At 72.0% G+C, this 17,847-nt stretch carries 18 protein-coding genes; 13 read left to right on the forward strand and 5 right to left on the reverse strand.

The window, feature by feature from the left end; translation table 11 throughout:
• Nucleotides 1-110: 110 nt before the first annotated feature.
• Entirely contained in the window at nt 111-2,150 is a 2,040-nt protein-coding gene (locus Q0818_RS12785) for a glycosyltransferase family 39 protein (protein ID WP_298875409.1), read from the forward strand.
• A 196-nt stretch (nt 2,151-2,346) separates the two neighbouring features.
• Here the strand turns inward: Q0818_RS12785 and Q0818_RS12790 are convergent, their stop codons facing one another.
• Entirely contained in the window at nt 2,347-3,141 is a 795-nt protein-coding gene (locus Q0818_RS12790) for an alpha/beta hydrolase (RefSeq protein WP_298875412.1), read from the reverse strand.
• A 57-nt stretch (nt 3,142-3,198) separates the two neighbouring features.
• Between Q0818_RS12790 and Q0818_RS12795 the strand changes: the two genes are divergently transcribed.
• From Q0818_RS12795 to Q0818_RS12820, 6 genes are all read left to right on the forward strand, one after another.
• On the forward strand, nt 3,199-3,765 hold the full coding sequence (locus tag Q0818_RS12795) for a mismatch-specific DNA-glycosylase (RefSeq protein ID WP_298875415.1): 567 nt from the start codon (nt 3,199-3,201) through the stop codon (nt 3,763-3,765).
• Nucleotides 3,762-4,166 carry a DUF2809 domain-containing protein gene (locus Q0818_RS12800; RefSeq protein ID WP_298875417.1) on the forward strand — a complete coding sequence of 135 codons (405 nt, stop codon included), beginning with the start codon at nt 3,762-3,764 and terminating at the stop codon, nt 4,164-4,166. The genes Q0818_RS12795 and Q0818_RS12800 overlap by 4 nt, the downstream gene beginning before the upstream one ends.
• Before the next feature lie 134 nt (nt 4,167-4,300).
• Nucleotides 4,301-4,597: a DUF1905 domain-containing protein gene (locus Q0818_RS12805; protein WP_298875420.1), complete on the forward strand. Its 297-nt coding sequence runs from the start codon at nt 4,301-4,303 to the stop codon at nt 4,595-4,597.
• 8 nt (nt 4,598-4,605) lie between these two features.
• Complete coding sequence (locus Q0818_RS12810; RefSeq protein WP_298875423.1) at nt 4,606-5,094, forward strand: A24 family peptidase; 489 nt, start codon at nt 4,606-4,608, stop codon at nt 5,092-5,094.
• Nucleotides 5,095-5,175: 81 nt separating this feature from the next.
• Nucleotides 5,176-6,237 carry a YhjD/YihY/BrkB family envelope integrity protein gene (locus Q0818_RS12815; protein ID WP_298875425.1) on the forward strand — a complete coding sequence of 354 codons (1,062 nt, stop codon included), beginning with the start codon at nt 5,176-5,178 and terminating at the stop codon, nt 6,235-6,237.
• A complete protein-coding gene (locus tag Q0818_RS12820) occupies nt 6,230-6,970 on the forward strand; it encodes an NAD(P)H-hydrate epimerase (RefSeq protein ID WP_298875428.1) in 741 nt (246 codons plus the stop codon). The genes Q0818_RS12815 and Q0818_RS12820 overlap by 8 nt, the downstream gene beginning before the upstream one ends.
• Nucleotides 6,971-6,994: 24 nt before the next feature.
• Here Q0818_RS12820 and Q0818_RS12825 read toward each other — a convergent pair whose 3' ends face one another.
• Nucleotides 6,995-7,750 (reverse strand): glutamine amidotransferase, encoded by a 756-nt coding sequence (locus Q0818_RS12825; RefSeq protein WP_298875431.1) that lies wholly within the window; start codon nt 7,748-7,750, stop codon nt 6,995-6,997.
• A gap of 181 nt (nt 7,751-7,931) precedes the next feature.
• Between Q0818_RS12825 and Q0818_RS12830 the strand changes: the two genes are divergently transcribed.
• Complete coding sequence (locus tag Q0818_RS12830; RefSeq protein ID WP_298875436.1) at nt 7,932-8,159, forward strand: response regulator; 228 nt, start codon at nt 7,932-7,934, stop codon at nt 8,157-8,159.
• Nucleotides 8,156-8,812 (forward strand): CYTH domain-containing protein, encoded by a 657-nt coding sequence (locus Q0818_RS12835; RefSeq protein WP_298875438.1) that lies wholly within the window; start codon nt 8,156-8,158, stop codon nt 8,810-8,812. The genes Q0818_RS12830 and Q0818_RS12835 overlap by 4 nt, the downstream gene beginning before the upstream one ends.
• A 72-nt stretch (nt 8,813-8,884) precedes the next feature.
• On the opposite strand, the gene lpdA is transcribed toward Q0818_RS12835, so the two are convergent.
• Together lpdA and Q0818_RS12845 are read right to left on the reverse strand one after the other, a co-directional pair.
• On the reverse strand, nt 8,885-10,282 hold the full coding sequence (lpdA, locus tag Q0818_RS12840) for a dihydrolipoyl dehydrogenase (RefSeq protein ID WP_298875441.1): 1,398 nt from the start codon (nt 10,280-10,282) through the stop codon (nt 8,885-8,887).
• A gap of 9 nt (nt 10,283-10,291) precedes the next feature.
• The gene (locus tag Q0818_RS12845) at nt 10,292-10,939 is read right to left on the reverse strand and encodes a copper resistance CopC family protein (RefSeq protein ID WP_298875444.1); all 648 of its coding nucleotides are present in this window, start codon (nt 10,937-10,939) and stop codon (nt 10,292-10,294) included.
• Between the two features lie 533 nt (nt 10,940-11,472).
• Here Q0818_RS12845 and Q0818_RS12850 point away from each other — a divergent pair.
• The 3 genes from Q0818_RS12850 to Q0818_RS12860 all read left to right on the forward strand — a co-directional run bounded on the left by Q0818_RS12850 (nt 11,473) and on the right by Q0818_RS12860 (nt 13,256).
• Complete coding sequence (locus Q0818_RS12850; protein ID WP_298875779.1) at nt 11,473-11,928, forward strand: FHA domain-containing protein; 456 nt, start codon at nt 11,473-11,475, stop codon at nt 11,926-11,928.
• Nucleotides 11,928-12,614: a MerR family transcriptional regulator gene (locus tag Q0818_RS12855; RefSeq protein WP_298875447.1), complete on the forward strand. Its 687-nt coding sequence runs from the start codon at nt 11,928-11,930 to the stop codon at nt 12,612-12,614. The genes Q0818_RS12850 and Q0818_RS12855 overlap by 1 nt, the downstream gene beginning before the upstream one ends.
• Nucleotides 12,615-12,710: 96 nt before the next feature.
• A complete protein-coding gene (locus tag Q0818_RS12860; RefSeq protein WP_298875449.1) occupies nt 12,711-13,256 on the forward strand; it encodes a MerR family transcriptional regulator in 546 nt (181 codons plus the stop codon).
• A 295-nt stretch (nt 13,257-13,551) separates the two neighbouring features.
• Here Q0818_RS12860 and Q0818_RS12865 read toward each other — a convergent pair whose 3' ends face one another.
• Nucleotides 13,552-14,364: a ParA family protein gene (locus Q0818_RS12865; protein WP_298875452.1), complete on the reverse strand. Its 813-nt coding sequence runs from the start codon at nt 14,362-14,364 to the stop codon at nt 13,552-13,554.
• Between the two features lie 68 nt (nt 14,365-14,432).
• Between Q0818_RS12865 and Q0818_RS12870 the strand changes: the two genes are divergently transcribed.
• Complete coding sequence (locus Q0818_RS12870) at nt 14,433-17,840, forward strand: pyruvate carboxylase (RefSeq protein WP_298875455.1); 3,408 nt, start codon at nt 14,433-14,435, stop codon at nt 17,838-17,840.
• Nucleotides 17,841-17,847: the final 7 nt, after the last annotated feature.

A 17,847-nucleotide genomic window follows, 5' to 3' on the forward strand; every position in this document is an offset into this window, starting at 1 on the left:
ACGACGCGGCCGGGGCCGACGGTGGCGGAGGGCCCGGGATGCCGGCATCCATCGCTCACGCATAACAAGCGTGAGGGTCGACCGAGGGTGGCGCTGTCTACGCTGCGCGGGTGACCGCCGTTCTGACACCCGCACCGACACCCGCCGTCTCGTCTCCACGCGCGCTCCGCCGTCCCGGCGGATGGACGCTCGGGCTCTCCGCGATCGGCCTGCTCGCCCTGGTGCTGACGGGGTGGCAGGTGTGGGCGGGGGCGCCGAGCGAGTACTACGCCTCGATCGCGCTGTCGATGAGCAGATCGTGGTCGAACTTCTTCTTCGGAGCCGTCGACCCGGCGGGCACGGTCACGCTCGACAAGATCCCCGGTTCGTTCTGGGTCCCGGCGCTGCTCGTGCGCGTCTTCGGCTACTCGGCGTGGGCGGTGATCCTGCCGAACTCCCTCGCCGCCGTCGGCGCCGCCCTCCTCACCGCCGTCACCGCGCGACGGCTCGCGGGCGAGCGTGCCGGATTGATCGCGGGCGCGATCGTGGCGGTCACCCCGATCCTGGTCGCGGTGGCCCGGTCGAATCAGCCCGAGGCGTTCTTCGTCCTCGGCCTCTCGCTCACCGCCTACGCCGCCGTGCGCGCCGTCCAGCAGCGCAGCTTCGGGTGGCTGGTCGCCGCGGGGACGCTGGTGGGGCTGTCGTTCCAGTTCTACATGCTCGAGGCGTGGGCGGTGTGGCCCGCCCTCGCCGCCGCGTACCTCTTCACGCGGCAGTCGTGGCTGCGCCGCGTGGGGCATCTGCTGGTGGCCGGGGCGGTGAGTCTCGCGGCCTCGCTGTGGTGGGTGGCGATCGTCGCGCTGATCCCCGCCGGCAGCCGCCCCTACATCGGCAGCACGCTGTCGAACGACCCGTGGGAGATGGTGTTCGGCTACAACGGCTTGGGCCGGTTCACCGCGACGAGCGACAGCAGCGCCTACGAATCGTTCACTCCGCCGTTCTCGGGCGATCCGGGGGTGCTGCGTCTGTTCAACGCGCAGCTCGCCGGGCAGATCGCTTGGCTGATCCCCGCCGCGGTCGTGGCGATCGCGATGCTGTGGATGCTGCGCTTCCCGCGGCCGCTCACCGTGCTGCTGACGGTGTGGACGGCCACCTTCGTCGCGATGTTCTCGGCGGTGGCCGGGATGCACCAGTTCTACACCGCGGCGCTGGCCGTGCCGCTCGGCCTCGTCGTGGCGACGGCTCTGGCGGTCGCGCACCGCGCCGGGCGCACGTGGCCGCAGGTGGCGATCGTCGGCACGGCCGCGGTCACGGCGCTGGGGATCGGGCTCGCCTCGGGCGGGTACAGCATCCCCGTCTCGATCGCGCAGGCCGTCGCGGCCGCGGTGGCCATCGTGCTGCTGATCGCGCGGCGAGGCTCGGGCACCCTCGCCACGGCCGTGATGTTGGTCGGCCTGCTGCTGACCCCGGCGGTGTGGTCGGCGGTGACCATCGCGCATCCCAACTCGATCAATCCGGTCGCCGGCGGCGTGTCGGAGATGTCGGGCGGCGGCTTCGGCGGAGGGATGCCGGGTGCCGGCCGCGGGACGGGCGGTGCGGGATCGTTCGCCGGGGGAGCTGCGGCGCCGGGTGGTGGAGCGCCGGGTGGGGCGGCGCCGGGCGGGTCGGCGCCGGGTGCGGGCACGATCCCCGGCACGCAGGGCGGCGGCGCGGCGGGCGGCTCCGGGCCGGGCGCCGCCGCGGGCGGCTCCTCGGCGCGCGACGGCGCGGGCCGCTCGGCCGGCGGCGGAGGTGTCGGCGGCGGGACGAGCGCCGCCGACACGGCCCTGCTCTCGTGGCTCGAGCAGAACGCCGCGGGCTCGGAGTACCTCGCCGCGACTTTCGGCGCGCAGTCCGCGGCATCCCTCATCCTCGCCAGCGACGGCGGATCGTTCCTGCCCATCGGCGGATTCAACGGAACGGATGCCGTGCCCACGCTCGACGAGTTCGTCTCACTCGTGAAGGCGGGCGACGTGCGCTACGTCATCGAGGGCCAGGAGCGCAGCGGTGGGGGAGGGTTCGGCTCGTCGTCCGCGTCGAGCTCGAGCACCTCGGCCCAGATCCGCGAGTGGGTCGGACAGAACTGCGCGATCGACAGCAGCGCGCCCTCGACGGTCTACGCCTGTTCCTGATCGGGCCGCTCCCGCCGCCACCGTCGACGGGATCGAGCGTCCAGGACACGCGGACGGTTCCGCGGAACCTCCGGGTGTTGTGGACACTCGATCGAGCCGCGGGCGCCACGGCGGACGACGCGTCGCGACGGGAGGGCGAGGCGGCGCGGGCGGCGGGCGGGCACCGGACGGCTCTGCCCAGGGGAGGGCGAGGCGGCTAGGGACGGCCGAGGAACTCCAGGCCCGCCTCGCGGAACGCACGCGCTCCGGGCGCGTTGACGTGGTGCCGCCCCGGGATGTCGGCGAACTCGCCGCGGGGGAGCAGGCTCGCCAGGTGCGCGGACTGATCGTGGATCGGGTCGTCGGTCCCCGTCGCGATCAACACGGGCTGCTGCGGGGGAGACGTCGGGTCGGGATCGGTCTCGCCCAGGCGCATCCCCTCGGCGATCGCGACGAGCGCGCGCAGGTCGTTGCCGGGCACGCGCTCGGCGAGCGAGACGTAACGCTGGGTCGTGGCATCCTGAACGGCCTCGCCGTGGTCGAGGAACGCCCGGGCCTGCTCGACCTGGAGGCGCGCGAGCGGTCGACCGTCGGGGATGCCGCCGAGCACCGCGCGCTCGACGTGCTCGGGGGCGTCGACGGCGAGCTGCCAGCCCACCCGACCGCCGAGCGAGTAGCCGAGGTAGCGCACCTGATCGACGAGATACGTGTCGAGAACGGCGACGAGGTCGGCCACGAGGGTGGGCATGGTGTACGCCGCGGCATCGTGGGGCTTCTCGCTCGCCCCGTGACCGCGCTGGTCCACCGCGATCACCCGGAAGCCCGCGCGCAGCAGGTCGCGCACCCAGCCGGTGTTGATCCAGTTGTCACGCGTGCTCGAGCCGAATCCGTGCACGCACAACACGGGATCCGCCTCGGGATCGCCCCAGGAGTAGGTGGCGAGGCGCACGTTGTCGCCGACGATGACGAACTGCGCGGGAGGGATCTCGGTGAGGGCGGGCACGGCATCCATTCCTCCGATCCTGGCAGAACGCCGCGCGCGGCCCGCGGTACTGGTCATAGTGGTCTCATGGGTTTCACGCGCGCCGAGCTCGACTCCTTCCGGGATGCCACGGTGCCCGACCTCGTGGAGCCCGGGGTGCGGCTGCTCTTCGTCGGCATCAATCCCGGGCTGTGGACGGCCGCCACGGGCACGCCGTTCGCCCGCCCCGGCAACCGCTTCTGGCCGGCCCTGGTGACGGCCGGGATCCTGCCCCGCGTCCCCGCGTACTCGGCGACGCTGGGGGAGTCCGATCGGCGGCTCGTGTTCGATGCCGGCATCGGGGTGACCAACCTGGTCGCGCGCGCGACGGCCCGGGCCGATGAGCTGTCGCGCGACGAGCTGCGCGCGGGCGCGGAGGCGCTCGCGGGGCGGGTCGCGACCTGGCGGCCCCGGGTGGTCGCGATCGTGGGGCTGACCGCCTATCGGCAGGGGTTCGATCGCCGGAAGGCCGTCGCGGGACGGCAGGACGCGTCGATCGCCGGGTGCGAGACATGGGTCCTCCCCAACCCGAGCGGACTGAACGCCCATGACACCGTCGACTCCCTCGCCGCGGCCTACGCGGCGCCCGCACGTGCGGCCGGGGTTCTCTCGTGACCCGGCGGCTCGCGGCGCTCGTCGCCCTCGTCGCGGTCGTCGCGGCGGGACTCGCGGTGCACCGCCTGCTGCCCGCCTCGGTCGCGTCCGACGTCGCCGGAGACGCGCTCTACGCGGTCGCGGCCTACACCGGGCTCGTCCTGCTCCTCCCGCGCGCGCGACGGCCCGTCCTCGCGGCGGCCGCGGCGCTGTGGTGCATCGCCGTCGAACTGCTGCAGCTGACCGGGGTGCCGGTCGCCCTGGCGGAGCGGATACCGGTCGCCGCGCTCGTTCTCGGCTCGGGCTTCGACGCACGCGATCTCGTCGTGTATGTGCTCGCCGTCGCGAGCGCTCTCGGCGTGGACCGCGCGGTGTCGGGCGCGCGCGGTCGGCGGGCCGAGGCGATGGCGCGGTCGCGGTGAGGGCGGCCCCGCCGAGGGTCGGCGACATTGCCGGGGCGAAGCCCTTTCCCTGACGGCTCCTCCCCGGGGACGGATACCGCGACGCCCGGGCGCCGCGCGGTAGCGTGACGGTTCCGCGACGAAAGGAGGGGCCGGTGCTCGTGCAGTTCTACGGTGTCGTGTTCCGGTGGGAGGCCCGGAGCGACAGCGACTGGTACTTCGTCGCCCTCCCACCCGAGCTGAGCGACGACATCCGTGAGACCCAGACGTTCCGCCGCGGGTTCGGCGGGGTCCGCGTCGACGCCACCATCGGCGCCACCGTGTTCCGCACGTCGATCTTCCCGCAGGCGGGCGGCGTCTACGTCCTCCCGCTCAAGCGCGCGGTCCGCGACGCCGAGGGCATCGAACCGGGCGGCACGGTCGTGGTGGAGCTCGCCGTTCTCGACGCCTGAGGCGCGCGGTGCTGCGGCAGTCGTCCGGGGCCTCGTCGACGGCTCTCCCCGCCCTCGCCCTCTCGCTGTTCGCGGTCGTGAGCGTCGTGCTCGCGGTCATCGACGTGCGTCGACGTCGACTGCCCGACGTCGTCGTCCTCCCGGCGACGATCGCGGCGGTACTCGTCCTGTCGATCGCGGCCGCGATCGCCGGCCGCCCGGCGCGCGCGGCCGACGTCGCCCTCGGCGCCCTCGGGGCGTTCGGCGCGTGTCTGTTGGTGCGCCTCGCGCGGCCCGAGGCGTTCGGCGGCGGCGACGTCAAGCTCGCCGCGCTCGTGGGCGCGCACCTCGGGTGGTTCGGCCCCGAGGCCGTGGCATCCGGGATCGCCCTCGGTTTCGTGGCCGCCGGCTGCGCCGCCGTCGGCGTCGTCGCGGCGGGCGGGCGCGGTGCGAGCCTGCCGTTCGGTCCGTTCCTGCTCCTCGGCGCGTGGGTGCGGGTGCTGGCCGAGATGCGGTGAACGACGGCGGCCGACTGTCGCGCAGCGAACGGTGGGTCAAGCCCGTCCGACATCTCGTCGCCGCACGGATAGCCTGAGCCCATGGCCGACCTCATCCGTCGCGTCACCGCGTGGGCCCTGTCGCTCCGCCTCGTGCGCGCCTTCCTCGTCTACTCGGGGGCACGCGGCCCCGTCCTCGCAGACAGCGTCACCTACCGCACGCTGTTCAGCCTGTTCGCCGCGGTGCTGCTCGGCTTCTCCGCGGCCGCGGTCTGGTTGTCGGGCAATCCCGAGGGTCTCGCGGCACTCGAGCGCTCGGTGAACAACGTCGTCCCCGGACTGGTCGGCCCCGACGGACTCCTCGACGTCAGCGAGATCAAGGCGCCGACGGAGTTCACCATCGCGGGCGTCATCGGAACGATCGGTCTGCTCGGTGCGGCGATCGGGGCGATCGGCTCCCTGCGCACGGCCCTTCGCCAGATCGCGGGAGTGGCCACCGACGACACGCTGCCCGTGCTCGTCATCCTCCGCAATCTCGCCGTCGCCATCGGCATCGGTGTCGCCCTCGTCGGCGCGGCCCTGGTGACGTTCCTCGCGACGGCCGGTCTCACCTTCGTCCGGGGCCTCCTCGGCATCTCCGCGGACTCGTGGCTCACCGGCGTGCTGACCTGGTCGCTCTCCACGATCGTCGTGCTCGCCCTCGACACCGCCGCGGTGGCGGTCGCGTTCGCGGTGCTGTCGGGCCTGAAGACCCGTCGCCCCACGCTGTGGCGCGGTGCCCTGCTCGGGGGCGTCGGTCTGGTCGTGCTGCAGCAGTTGTCGGGGCTGTTCGTCGGCAGTGCGGGCAACAACCCCCTGCTGACCACGTTCGCCTCTCTCATCGCGCTGCTGCTGTGGCTCAACCTGTCCAGCCAGGTCATCCTGATCGCGGGGGCGTACATCACCGTCGCCACCGAGGAGGACCACGACCGCGTCCGCGCGAAGTACGGCGCCTCCACCTTGATCCAGTTCCGCGTGCGTCGTGCCGAGAAGGCCGTCCGCGCCGCCACGGGGGAGTTGGATGCCGCCCGCACGGCCGAGCAGAAGGAGCGCGAGACCCTCGCCCGAAACGATCCCGCCGCCGCCACACGCGCGGACGAGGCCGAGGCGGAGTCCCGTGTCTGAGCGGGAGTCGGCGTCGTCCCATCCCGAGCGCGTCGCGGCCTACACCGCCGACGCCGTCCGCGCCGCCGAGGCGCCCCTCCTCGCCGAGGGGCGGCCGCTCATGCGATGGGCCGCTCACGCCCTCGCCGCGGTCGTCTCGGTCGAGCGCGACACCACGCCCGGACCGGTGCTGGTCCTCGTCGGCGCGGGAGACAACGGGGGAGACGCACTGTACGCCGCCGCCGAGCTGGCGCGTTCCGCCGATTCCCGCATCGACGTCGTGCTCGTGCGCGACCGGGTCCATCGCGCCGCCCTCGACGCCGCCGTCTCGGCCGGGGCCGTCGTGCGTCCGGCGTCGGAGGTCTGCGCCTCGATCGAGGGCTACACCCTCGTGCTGGACGGCATCCTGGGGATCGGTCGTCTCGCCGACCGGCGGATGCGCGGCAGCGCCCGCGCGATCGTGGAGTGCCTGCTCGCCCGAGAGCGTCGCCCGCGCATCGTCGCCGTCGACCTCCCGAGCGGGCTCGACCCCGATGACGGATCCGCGGATGCCGCCGTGCTCCCCGCCGACGTCACGGTCACCTTCGGTGCGCTCAAGGCCGGGCTCGTGCGGGGCCGAGGCCCGGAGCTCGCCGGGCGGGTGCACCTGGTCGACCTCGGACTCGAGCCGTACCTGCGACGGGCGCACCCGGCGATGACGGCGCCGATCGAGATCGTGCGGGTCGAATCGCCCGGATCCCTCGCCGACGCGTAGGGCCGGCGCGTCGCCGGCCGCCCCTCAGCGGGCGTAGCGTTCGACGAAGGTGCGGAGCATGCGCGACGGTGCCGTGACGGGTGCCCGCCGCACCGCCGCGAGGGTGAGATCGAGCTCATCCGGAGCGAAGTAGCCGTACCCGGCGTAGGCGTGGATGCGGGTGACGATCCCGTCGACGTCGAGTTCGGGGTGGAACTGCGTAGCGTAGACGTTGCGTCCCACGCGGAACATCTGCACCGGGCACGTGGCGGACGACGCCAGCAGCACCGCCGAGGCCGGGAGGTCGCTGATGGCCTCTTTGTGCCCGACGAACGCGGCGAAGGAGTCGGGGAGCCCCTCGGCCAGGGGATCGGCGCGTCCCTCGGGGGTCAGCGCGACCTCGACCACGCTGATCGGCTCGGCGTAGGTCCCGTCGATGGGTGCTGCGATGTGCGTGCCGAGGGTGCCGACGCCGTAGCAGGCGCCGAGGAAGGGCGCGTCGCGCGCGACGACCTCGGCGACGAGCTGCGCCATCTCGGCCTCGACGCGGCGCTGGACCGCGGACTTTCGCTCGAGCGGGTCGGACGCGTTGAACGGGCTCCCGCCGACGAGCACGCCCGACACCTCGTCGAGATCGAGGGCGGGCATCGCCTCGCGCTCCAGACGCACGCGGCGCAGGCGGTGCGGCGGCAGGCCGGTGTAGCGCAGGAAGAGCGCGTACTCCTCGTCGGCCGGACCGTCTTCGGCACGCGTCGCGAGCAGCACGAACGGGCGGTCACCGGGCAGATCCGTCGCGCTCACCCGAGCGAGTCTAGGCGAGCGCGGGACGGCCGCCGGGCGGTGCGGGCGAGGCTCGGGAGCGACCACGGCGACCGGTGCCGACGGCGCGGGCGAGGGCGGCAGGGCGTCGGTGGCGAGGCCGCACGGACCCGACGCTGTCAAGGCGCGGGGCGCCGTCGCCGACGCGGTCTACGCTGGCGGCATGGCTATTGCACGACTGACCGGAGGCCCGCTCGACGGGCAGGTGATCCCGCTCGAGAACGAGTCCGACGACACGCTGATCATGCCCTACAGCGAGGGTCAGCTCGTCTACCGCCGAGAGGGCGAGCCCACGAACACGGGCGAGTCCGACGGCCCGACCCAGGCGGTCTTCGTCTTCAGCGAGGAGACCGAAGACATCAACCCCGACGCCGACGGACGCGACGATTGAGCGCAGGCCCGAACGGGTCGTCGAACGTCGAGGTCGAGGCGAAGTACGACGTCGACGACGACACGCCCCTGCCCGACTGGTCGGCCGTCCCCGGGGTGGTCGCCGTCGGTGACCCCGAGCCCCGCGATCTCGACGCGCGCTACCTCGACACCCCCGCGGCCGACCTGGCCCGTGCGGGGGTCGCGATGCGCCGCCGCACGGGAGGCCCCGACGCGGGCTGGCACGTGAAGGGCCCCGCCGAGGGCGCCGGCCGCACCGAGACGCAGTGGCCGCTCGACGCCGAGGTCGACCCCGACGCCGACCCCGACGCCGACCCGGTCGTGCCCCCCGCGGTCCAGGATGCCGTCGCCGCGATCGCCCGCCCGCCGTTCGTCGCCCTCGCGCGACTGCGCAACCACCGCACGGCCTATTCGCTCCGGGATGCCGAGGGCCGAGAGGTCGCCGAGTTCGTCGACGACCGGGTCCGTGCGCGCGACGAGCGCCGGGGCGTGGAGTCCTCCTGGCGGGAGTGGGAGGTCGAGCTCGGCGCCGCCGCCCCGACGGACGACGCGGGCCGTGAGGCGTTCTTCGCGGCGGTCGACGCGGCGGTGTTCGCCGCCGGGGGCCGCCCCGCGGCATCCGGTTCGAAGTTGGCCCGCACCCTGGGGCACTGACGCCGTCGCCCCTCGCCCACGACGAAGGCCCGCCCGGATGAACCGAGCGGGCCTTCGTCGTTGATCGGTCGATCAGAGGTTGATCATGTGCCCCGCGAGGCCGTGGAACGCCTCCTGCAGGCCCTCCGACAGCGTCGGGTGGGTGTGCACGTTGCGGGCCGCCTCGAGGGCGGTGAGGTCCCACTTCTGCGCGAGGGTGAGCTCGGGCAGCAGCTCGGAGACGTCGGGGCCGATGAGGTGGCCGCCGATGAGTTCGAGCGTCTCGGCGTCGGCGACGAGCTTGACGAAGCCGACGGGCTCGCCGAGGCCGTTCGCCTTGCCGTTGGCCGAGAAGGGGAACTTCGCGACCTTGATGTCGTGGCCGGCGTCGCGCGCCTGCTGCTCGGTGAGACCGAACGAGGCGACCTGCGGGTTGCAGAAGGTGGCGCGCGGCATGTTGCGGTAGTCGCCGAGCGTCTGCGTTTCGGCATCGCCGATGGTCTCGGCGGCGACCACTCCCTGCGCCTCGGCCACGTGCGCGAGTTGCAGCTTCGCGGTGACGTCGCCGATCGCGTAGATGTGCGGCACGTTGGTGCGCATGTGGTCGTCGATGTCGATGGCGCCGCGCTCGGTGAGCTTCACGCCCGTGTTCTCGAGACCGAAGCCGTCGACCTTGGGGGCGAAGCCGATCGACATGAGCACGCGGTCGGCGTCGATCGATCCGGTCGAGCCGTCTTTCGCCGTGTAGGCGACGGCGACCTTGTCGCCGTGGTCGGTGACGGAGTCGACCTTCGTCGAGGTGAGGATGTCGACGCCGTAGCCCTTGTACTGCTTCTGGATCTCCTTCGAGACCTCGGCGTCTTCGTTGGGGAGGGCGCGGTCGAGGAACTCGATGATCGTGACCTTCACGCCGTAGTTCGTCATGACGTACGCGAATTCCATGCCGATGGCGCCGGCACCGACGATGACGATGGACTCGGGCAGCTCGCGGGTGAGAATCTGCTCTTCGTAGGTGACGACGTTCTCGCTGAGGGTGACGCCGGGGAGGAGGCGCACCGTGGAGCCGGTGGCGATGATGACGTTGTCGAAGGTGAGCTGCTCTTTGGAGCCGTCGGTCTTGGTCACGTCGATGGTGTGGTCGTCGGCGAAGTAGCCGCGACCCTCGTACTCGGTGACCTTGTTCTTCTTCATCAGGTAGTGGATGCCTTTGACGTGACCGGCGGCCACGCTGCGGCTGCGGTCGAAGGCCTTGCCGAAGTCGAAGGTGACGTCGCCCGAGATGCCGAACAGGTCGGCCTTCGCGTGGAAGGTGTGGGCGAGGTCGGCGTTGCGCAGCAGCGCCTTCGAGGGGATGCAGCCGACGTTGAGGCACACACCGCCCCAGTACTTCTCTTCGACGATCGCAACCGACAGTCCCAGCTGCGCACCGCGGACAGCGGCGACGTACCCGCCGGGACCCGCACCAAGAATGACCAGATCGTAATGAGGCATGGTTCCAGCCTATCGCCCGGCGGTGCCGCCACCGGCGGTGTTCCGGCGCCCGCGAGAGGCGAAGACGTACACGAGCACGCCCGCGACGATCACCAGGGCCACGGCCAGCAGGATCCACGGTAGGGGAGAGGCCGCCGACGACTCCTCGACCGGTGCCGCGGTGGGCGTCGCGGCCTCCGTGGGGGCGGCGGAGGCGGAGGCGGCGGGGGAGGGAGACGTCGACGCCGGTGTCGTCGGCGTCGAGGTCGGGGTGGGGGCGGCTTCGGGCACCGTGAAGGCGAACGAGCCGTCGATCGGGTGTCCGTCGCTGGACACGACGCGCCACTTCACGGTGACGGCACCGGATGCCGGCCCCGCCAGCGCCTGGGTCACCTCGGCGCCCGCCGGCTCGGGGGCGCCGTCCGCGAGAGACGTCCCGGCCGCGTCGGTCACTTCGACGACCGTGGCCCCCGCGTCGGTGAGGACGTCGGCGCTGAAGGTGAGGGTGATCCGCTCGGGCAGGGTCTCGAGCACCGCGTCGGCCGACGGGTCGGTCGAGACCAGCTCGTCGTGCGCGGAGGCGGGCGAGGCGGGTACGAGCAGGACGGCGGCGGCCAACAGGAGGGATGCCAGGGCGGCGGGGAGGCTGCGCCGACGCGGCGCCGAAGAGGACGTCATCCTTCGACCCTAACGACGGCCTCGAGGCGACGGGCCGCCCCACGTTCGTGCTCCGGCTTTTCCCCCCTCCCTCGCGAGGCCCCTGAGCCTGTCGAAGGGTCCGGGACCGGCGCGGATCCCGGTGGCGTCGAGGGCCTCACCCGCTTCGCGCGCCAGGGCCCTGAGCCTGTCGAAGGGTCCGCGACCGGCGTAGATTCCGGTGGCGTCGAGGGCCGCACCCGCTTCGCGCGCCGGGACGCTGAGCCCGCCGGAAGGTCTCGGCGACCCCTCGACCGCTCCGCCGCTGTTCTCACCCGCCACACCCGTCGTGTCAGTGGACTCGACACAGCGGACTCCGGGTCGATAGGTTCGAGTGTCTCGTCGGCCGCTTCCGCGCCCCGAACCGCGGTGTCCGGTGTCGACGAAAACAGACACATCACGCATCACCATGACCTGCTCGCGGTCGGTCGCCCCCCGTTCGTTTCGGACCGATCGGTTATGGTGAATATGAAGGAGAAGCCGTGGACGAGACCAGCCGATTCGATCGTGAAGAGATCCGACGCGCGGCCGACGCCGCCGCCCGTGACAGCTCGCACGACACGACCCAGACCCACGACGCCGATCTGTCGTTCGTCCCCTTCGGAGCCGACCTCACCGAGGCCGAGCTCGAGGCGATCGGTGCGCTGCCCTCGGGGGCGGCTCTGCTGATCGTGCGGTCCGGTCCCACCACCGGGGCCCGCTACCTGCTCGACACCGACGTCACCACCGTCGGGCGTCACCCCGAGGCCGATCTGTTCTTCGACGACGTGACCGTCTCGCGACGCCACGCCGAGATCATCCGCTCGGGCTCGGCGTTCGAGATCGTCGACCAGCGCTCCCTCAACGGCAGCTACGTCAACGGGGAGCGCGTCGACCGCTCCGCCCTCGTCAACGGCTCCGAGGTGCGTATCGGCAAGTTCCGTCTAAACTTCTTCGGTTCGCCGGTCGACCTGCCCGCGGCAGAGCACTGATGGCGGCAGCCCCCTCCCGTGGTCGTCAGGCGGCTGCGGGGCTGCTCAGCATCGGACAGGTGCTGGCGCGCCTGACCCCCGACTTCCCGGCGCTGACCTCGAGCAAACTGCGCTTCCTCGAGGTGCAGGGCATCGTCTCGCCCACCCGCACGGACTCGGGCTATCGCAAGTTCTCGCCGGCCGATCTCGAGCGACTCCGCCTGGCCTTGACGTTACAGCGCGATCACTACCTGCCGCTCGTCGTCATCCGCGAGTACCTCGAAGACCTCGACGCCGGGCGCAACCCCGCGCCGCCGACGTCGATCCCGTCGATGACCTCCGCGCCGCGTCGGTACCGCCGAGACGAGCTGCTGGCGGCCGCGGGAGCGGGCCCCCAGTTGCTCAACGACGCCGTGAGCACCGGTGTGATCGCGGGCGCCGAGACCTACTCCGAGCAGACCGTGACGCTGCTGCGGGCCCTCGTCGCCCTCGACCGCCACGGGATCGAACCGCGCCACGTCCGCGCGCTGCGCCAGAGCGCCGAGCGCGAGGTGTCGCTCGTCGAGTCGGCCCTCTCGGCACTCCTGCGTCGCCCCGATGCGGCCTCGCGGGCCCGTGCGAGCGAGCTCGCGCCCGAGCTCGCGGGCCGTCTCGACGAGGTCCGCACCCTGTTCGTCCGCGACGCGATCGAGCGAATGCTGTCCTGATCGCGACACGCCGCGGCCCTCGGAGCGGATGTCATTGCCGGGGGACCCTCGCTGATCTAGCGTGGAACCAACGAGCCGATGAGGAGGGACGCGAGCATGAACGCTGGCGACGCACTCGGTGAACCCCGGTTCGCCACCGACCTCCTCTTCACCGATGGTCTGCCCGAGATGGACGACGACACCGGCTACCGCGGTGCCGTGGCCGCCCGCGCCGCCGGCATCACCTACCGGCAGCTCGACTACTGGGCCCGCACCGAGCTCGTCGTTCCGACGGTCCGCGGAGCGAGCGGGTCGGGTTCGCAGCGTCTCTACGGTTTCCGCGACATCCTCGTGCTCAAGCTCGTCAAGCGTCTGCTCGACACCGGTATCTCGCTGCAGCAGATCCGCACCGCGGTCGACCAGCTGCGCGCCGCCGGCATCCGTGATCTCGCGGGCACGACGCTCATGAGCGACGGAGCCTCGGTGTACCTCTGCACCTCGAACGACGAGGTCATCGACCTCGTGAGCCGCGGTCAGGGCGTGTTCGGCATCGCGGTCGGCAAGGTTCTCCGCGAGGTCGAGTCGACGCTCGTCGACTTCGAGGCCGCGACGACCGAGGCCGTCGACGAGCTCGCCGCCCGTCGCGCCGCCCGCACCGCCTGACGCGCTTTCCTTTCGCGATCCCGGATGCCACGGCATCCGGGATTCTGGTTTCGACCACCCCGCCGGGCTCTGTGTCCTGAGCCGGGAGGTGGCTGAGCTTGTCGAAGCCACCGGTGGTGGCGCGGGTCCGGACCCTTCGGCGAGCTCAGGGTCCTGAGTTGTGAGGTGGCTGAGCCTGTCGAAGCCACCGGTGGCGGCGACGCCCGGACCCTTCGACGGGCTCAGGGTCCTCCGCGAACCCGAAGCGAAACGCCGCCCCGGCTGCGCGGCAGCGGGACGGCGTCTCGAGAAGGAGTCAGGCCTGCGGGGCCTCATTGTCGACCGGAATCCGGCCGGTGCGCACGATGCGGTCGAGCAGCGCGTCGAAGTCGGCGGCCAGCTCCTGCGCGGAGTCGCCCGGCCACACGTGCAGGGGCTTCGCCGCGCCCTGTGCCTGCTGCAGCGAGGTGCGCTCGGGCAGCTGGGGGTTGAGCACGAGCGGACCGAACATGTCGCGCAGCTCCTTGATGCGGAACTGGTGCTCGATCGACTGCGGGCGCACGCGGTTGACCACGACGCCGAGGGGCTGAAGACGGGGCGAGAGACCACGGCGGATCTCCTCGATCGCGCGCAGCGCACGATCGGCGGCGGCGACGGAGAAGAGCCCGGGCTCGGTGACCACCACGACGCGGTCGCTCGCCGCCCACGCGGTGCGCGTGAGGGCGTTGAGCGAGGGAGCGCAGTCGATCAGCACGAGGTCGTACTCGCTCTCGATCGTGGCGAGGGCCTCTTCGAGCTTCCAGACGTCGCGCACGCTCGGGTGCGGACCGTCGAAGTTGATGGCCGACGGGCTGCCGATCAGCACGTCGATGGTGCCGGGGTGCACCTTGGCCCACCCGCTCGAGGTGATCGCCTGGCGCACGACCTTCTCTTTGGGGTTCGCCAGGACATCGGCGATGTTGAGCCGACCGGCGACCTGGATGTCCATCCCGGTCGACACGTCGGACTGGGGGTCGAGGTCGACGACGAGAGTGCGAACGCCACGCGCGAAGGCGGCCGAAGCCAGCCCCAACGTCACGGTCGTCTTGCCGACCCCGCCTTTGAGAGAGCTGACGGAGAGTACGTGCACGAGAGTCCACGTTACCGTCCCCTAGGCTGTGAGCACATTCAGCTCCGCCAGCTTGACGTGAGGTGCGCATGTTCTCGAAAATCCTGGTCGCCAATCGCGGAGAGATCGCCATCCGCGCTTTCCGTGCCGCTTACGAGGTCGGAGCGCGCACCGTCGCGGTCTACCCGTACGAGGATCGGGCGTCGCTGCACCGTCTGAAGGCCGACGAGGCCTACCAGATCGGCGAGCGCGGTCACCCGGTGCGCGCCTACCTCGACGTCGACGAGATCATCCGCGTCGCGCGCGAGTGCGGAGCCGACGCCATCTATCCCGGCTACGGCTTCCTCTCCGAGAACCCCGAGCTCGCCGAGAAGGCCGCGGCGAACGGGATCACCTTCATCGGCCCTCCCGCCGAGGTGCTGTCGATGGCGGGCAACAAGGTCACCGCCAAGGAGCACGCCATCGCCGCCGGCGTTCCGGTGCTGCGTTCGACGCCGGCGTCGGACGACATCGACGCCCTGCTCGCGCAGGCCGAGCAGATCGGCTTCCCCCTGTTCGCCAAGGCCGTCGCCGGAGGAGGCGGACGCGGCATGCGCCGCGTGGAGGCCATGGGCGAGCTGGCGCCGGCTCTGGCCGAGGCGATGCGCGAGGCGCAGAGCGCCTTCGGCGACCCGCGGATGTTCCTCGAGCAGGCCGTGCAGCGTCCGCGCCACGTCGAGGTGCAGATCCTCGCGGATGCCGCGGGCGAGACCGTCCACCTCTTCGAGCGCGACTGCTCGGTGCAGCGCCGGCACCAGAAGGTCATCGAGATCGCGCCCGCGCCGAACCTCGACGACGCCGTGCGGCAGGACCTCCACCGCTACGCCGTCGCGTTCGCCCGGTCGATCGGGTACCAGAACGCGGGCACCGTCGAGTTCCTGCTCGAGACCGCGGGTCCCCGAGCCGGCGAGGTCGTCTTCATCGAGATGAACCCCCGGATCCAGGTCGAGCACACCGTGACCGAGGAGGTCACGGACGTCGACCTCGTGCAGTCGCAGATGCGCATCGCGGCGGGGCAGACTCTGGCCGACCTCCACCTGCAGCAGGACGACATCCACCTGCGCGGGGCGGCGCTGCAGTGCCGCATCACCACCGAAGACCCCACGCAGGGCTTCCGCCCCGACACCGGCAAGATCACCACCTACCGCTCCCCGGGCGGGGCCGGCATCCGTCTCGACGGCGGAACGACGGCGGCCGGATCCCAGGTGAGCCCGCACTTCGACTCGATGCTGTCGAAGCTGTCGTGCCGCGGCCGTGACTTCCCGGCGGCCGTCGCGCGTGCCCGTCGGGCCCTCGCGGAGTTCCGCATCCGCGGCGTCTCCACCAATATCCCCTTCCTGCAGGCCGTGCTCGACGACCCGGCGTTCGTCGCGGGCGACCTCAGTACCTCGTTCATCGACGAGCGTCCCGAACTGCTCAAGGGACGCGAGTCGAAGGATCGCGGCACGAAGATCCTGTCGTGGCTCGTCGACACCACCGTGAACCGCCCGAACGGCGACAACCCCCTCTCGATCGACCCGGGCGCCAAGCTCCCGCGCATCGACCTGGCGGATGCCGCGCCCGCGGGCTCGCGCCAGCGTCTGCAGGAGCTGGGTCCGGTCGGCTTCGCGCGAGCGCTGCGCGAGCAAACCGCCCTCGCCGTGACCGAGACCACCTTCCGCGACGCGCACCAGTCGCTGCTCGCCACCCGCGTCCGCACGCGCGACCTCGCGCGGGTCGCGCCCTACGTCGCCCGGATGACGCCGGAGCTGCTGTCGGTGGAGGCCTGGGGAGGCGCGACCTACGACGTCGCGCTGCGCTTCCTCGGTGAGGACCCGTGGGCGCGTCTCGACGCGCTGCGGCAGGCGCTGCCGAACGTCGCCATCCAGATGCTGCTGCGCGGGCGCAACACGGTCGGGTACACGCCCTACCCGACGGAGGTCACCGATGCCTTCGTGGCCGAGGCCGCGGCATCCGGGGTCGACATCTTCCGCATCTTCGATGCGCTCAACGACGTCTCGCAGATGCGGCCCGCGATCGACGCCGTCCTGAGGACGGGCACCGCGGTCGCGGAGGTCGCGCTCTGCTACACCGGCGACCTCCTCGACCCCGCGGAGAACCTCTACACGCTCGAGTACTACCTCGGCCTCGCCGAGCAGATCGTCGACGCGGGCGCCCACATCCTCGCGATCAAGGACATGGCGGGGCTGCTGCGCCCCGCGGCGGCGGCGAAGCTCGTCTCGGCCCTCCGTGAGCGTTTCGACCTCCCGGTTCACGTGCACACGCACGACACCGCGGGCGGTCAGCTCGCGACGCTGCTCGCCGCATCGGCGGCCGGAGCGGATGCCGTCGACGCCGCCGCCGCACCGATGGCGGGAACGACCAGCCAGCCCTCGTTGTCGGCTCTGGTCGCCGCCCTCGCGCACACCGAGCGCGACACGGGGGTGGATCTCGCGGCCGTGAGCGACCTCGAGCCGTACTGGGAGGCCGTGCGTCACCTGTACCGTCCGTTCGAGTCGGGCCTGGCGGGCCCCACCGGACGCGTCTACCGTCACGAGATCCCGGGCGGGCAGCTGTCGAACCTGCGACAGCAGGCGATCGCGCTGGGACTCGCCGACGACTTCGAGCTCATCGAGAACATGTACGCCGCGGCGGATCGCATCCTGGGACGCGTGCCCAAGGTCACACCGTCGTCGAAGGTCGTGGGCGATCTGGCCCTGCACCTCGCCGCGGTCAAAGCCGACCCGGCCGACTTCGAGCGCAACCCGGAGAAGTACGACGTGCCCGATTCGGTCGTGTCGTTCATGGCCGGCGAACTCGGCGACCTGCCGGGCGGGTGGCCCGAGCCGTTCCGGTCGAAGGTGCTGGCGGGTCGGGAGGCGAAGACGGGCGTGACCCCGCTCACCGAGGCCGACACCGCGGCGTTGTCGGGGGAGTCCGCGGAGCGGCGGGCACGGCTGAACCACCTGCTGTTCCCGGCTCCGACGCGCACCTACCTCGAGATGCGCGAGCGCTTCGGCGACCTGAGCGTCCTCGATACCGCCGACTACCTGTACGGCCTGCGCCCGGGCGGAGAGCACACCGTCGAGATCGAGCGGGGCGTGCAGCTGTTCGTCGGGCTCGAGGCGGTCGGCGATGCCGACGACAAGGGCATGCGCACCGTCATGACGACGTTGAACGGCCAGCTGCGTCCGGTCTTCGTTCGCGACCGCTCGATCGACGTCGAAGCGCGCCAGGCCGAGAAGGCCGACACGTCCAAGCCCGGCCAGGTCGCCGCCCCCTTCTCGGGCGTGGTGACCATGAAGGCCGCTCCGGGCGACCGGGTGCAGGCGGGGCAGGCGGTCGCATCGATCGAGGCGATGAAGATGGAGGCGGCGATCACGGCACCGGTCGACGGCGTCGTCGAGCGTGTCGCGATCGGTACGACGCAGCAGGTCGAGGCGGGGGATCTTTTGCTGGTGATCCGCCCCGCGCAGTAGCCTGGGA

Source organism: uncultured Microbacterium sp., assembly GCF_947489255.1.
GTDB lineage: Bacteria > Actinomycetota > Actinomycetes > Actinomycetales > Microbacteriaceae > Microbacterium > Microbacterium phycohabitans.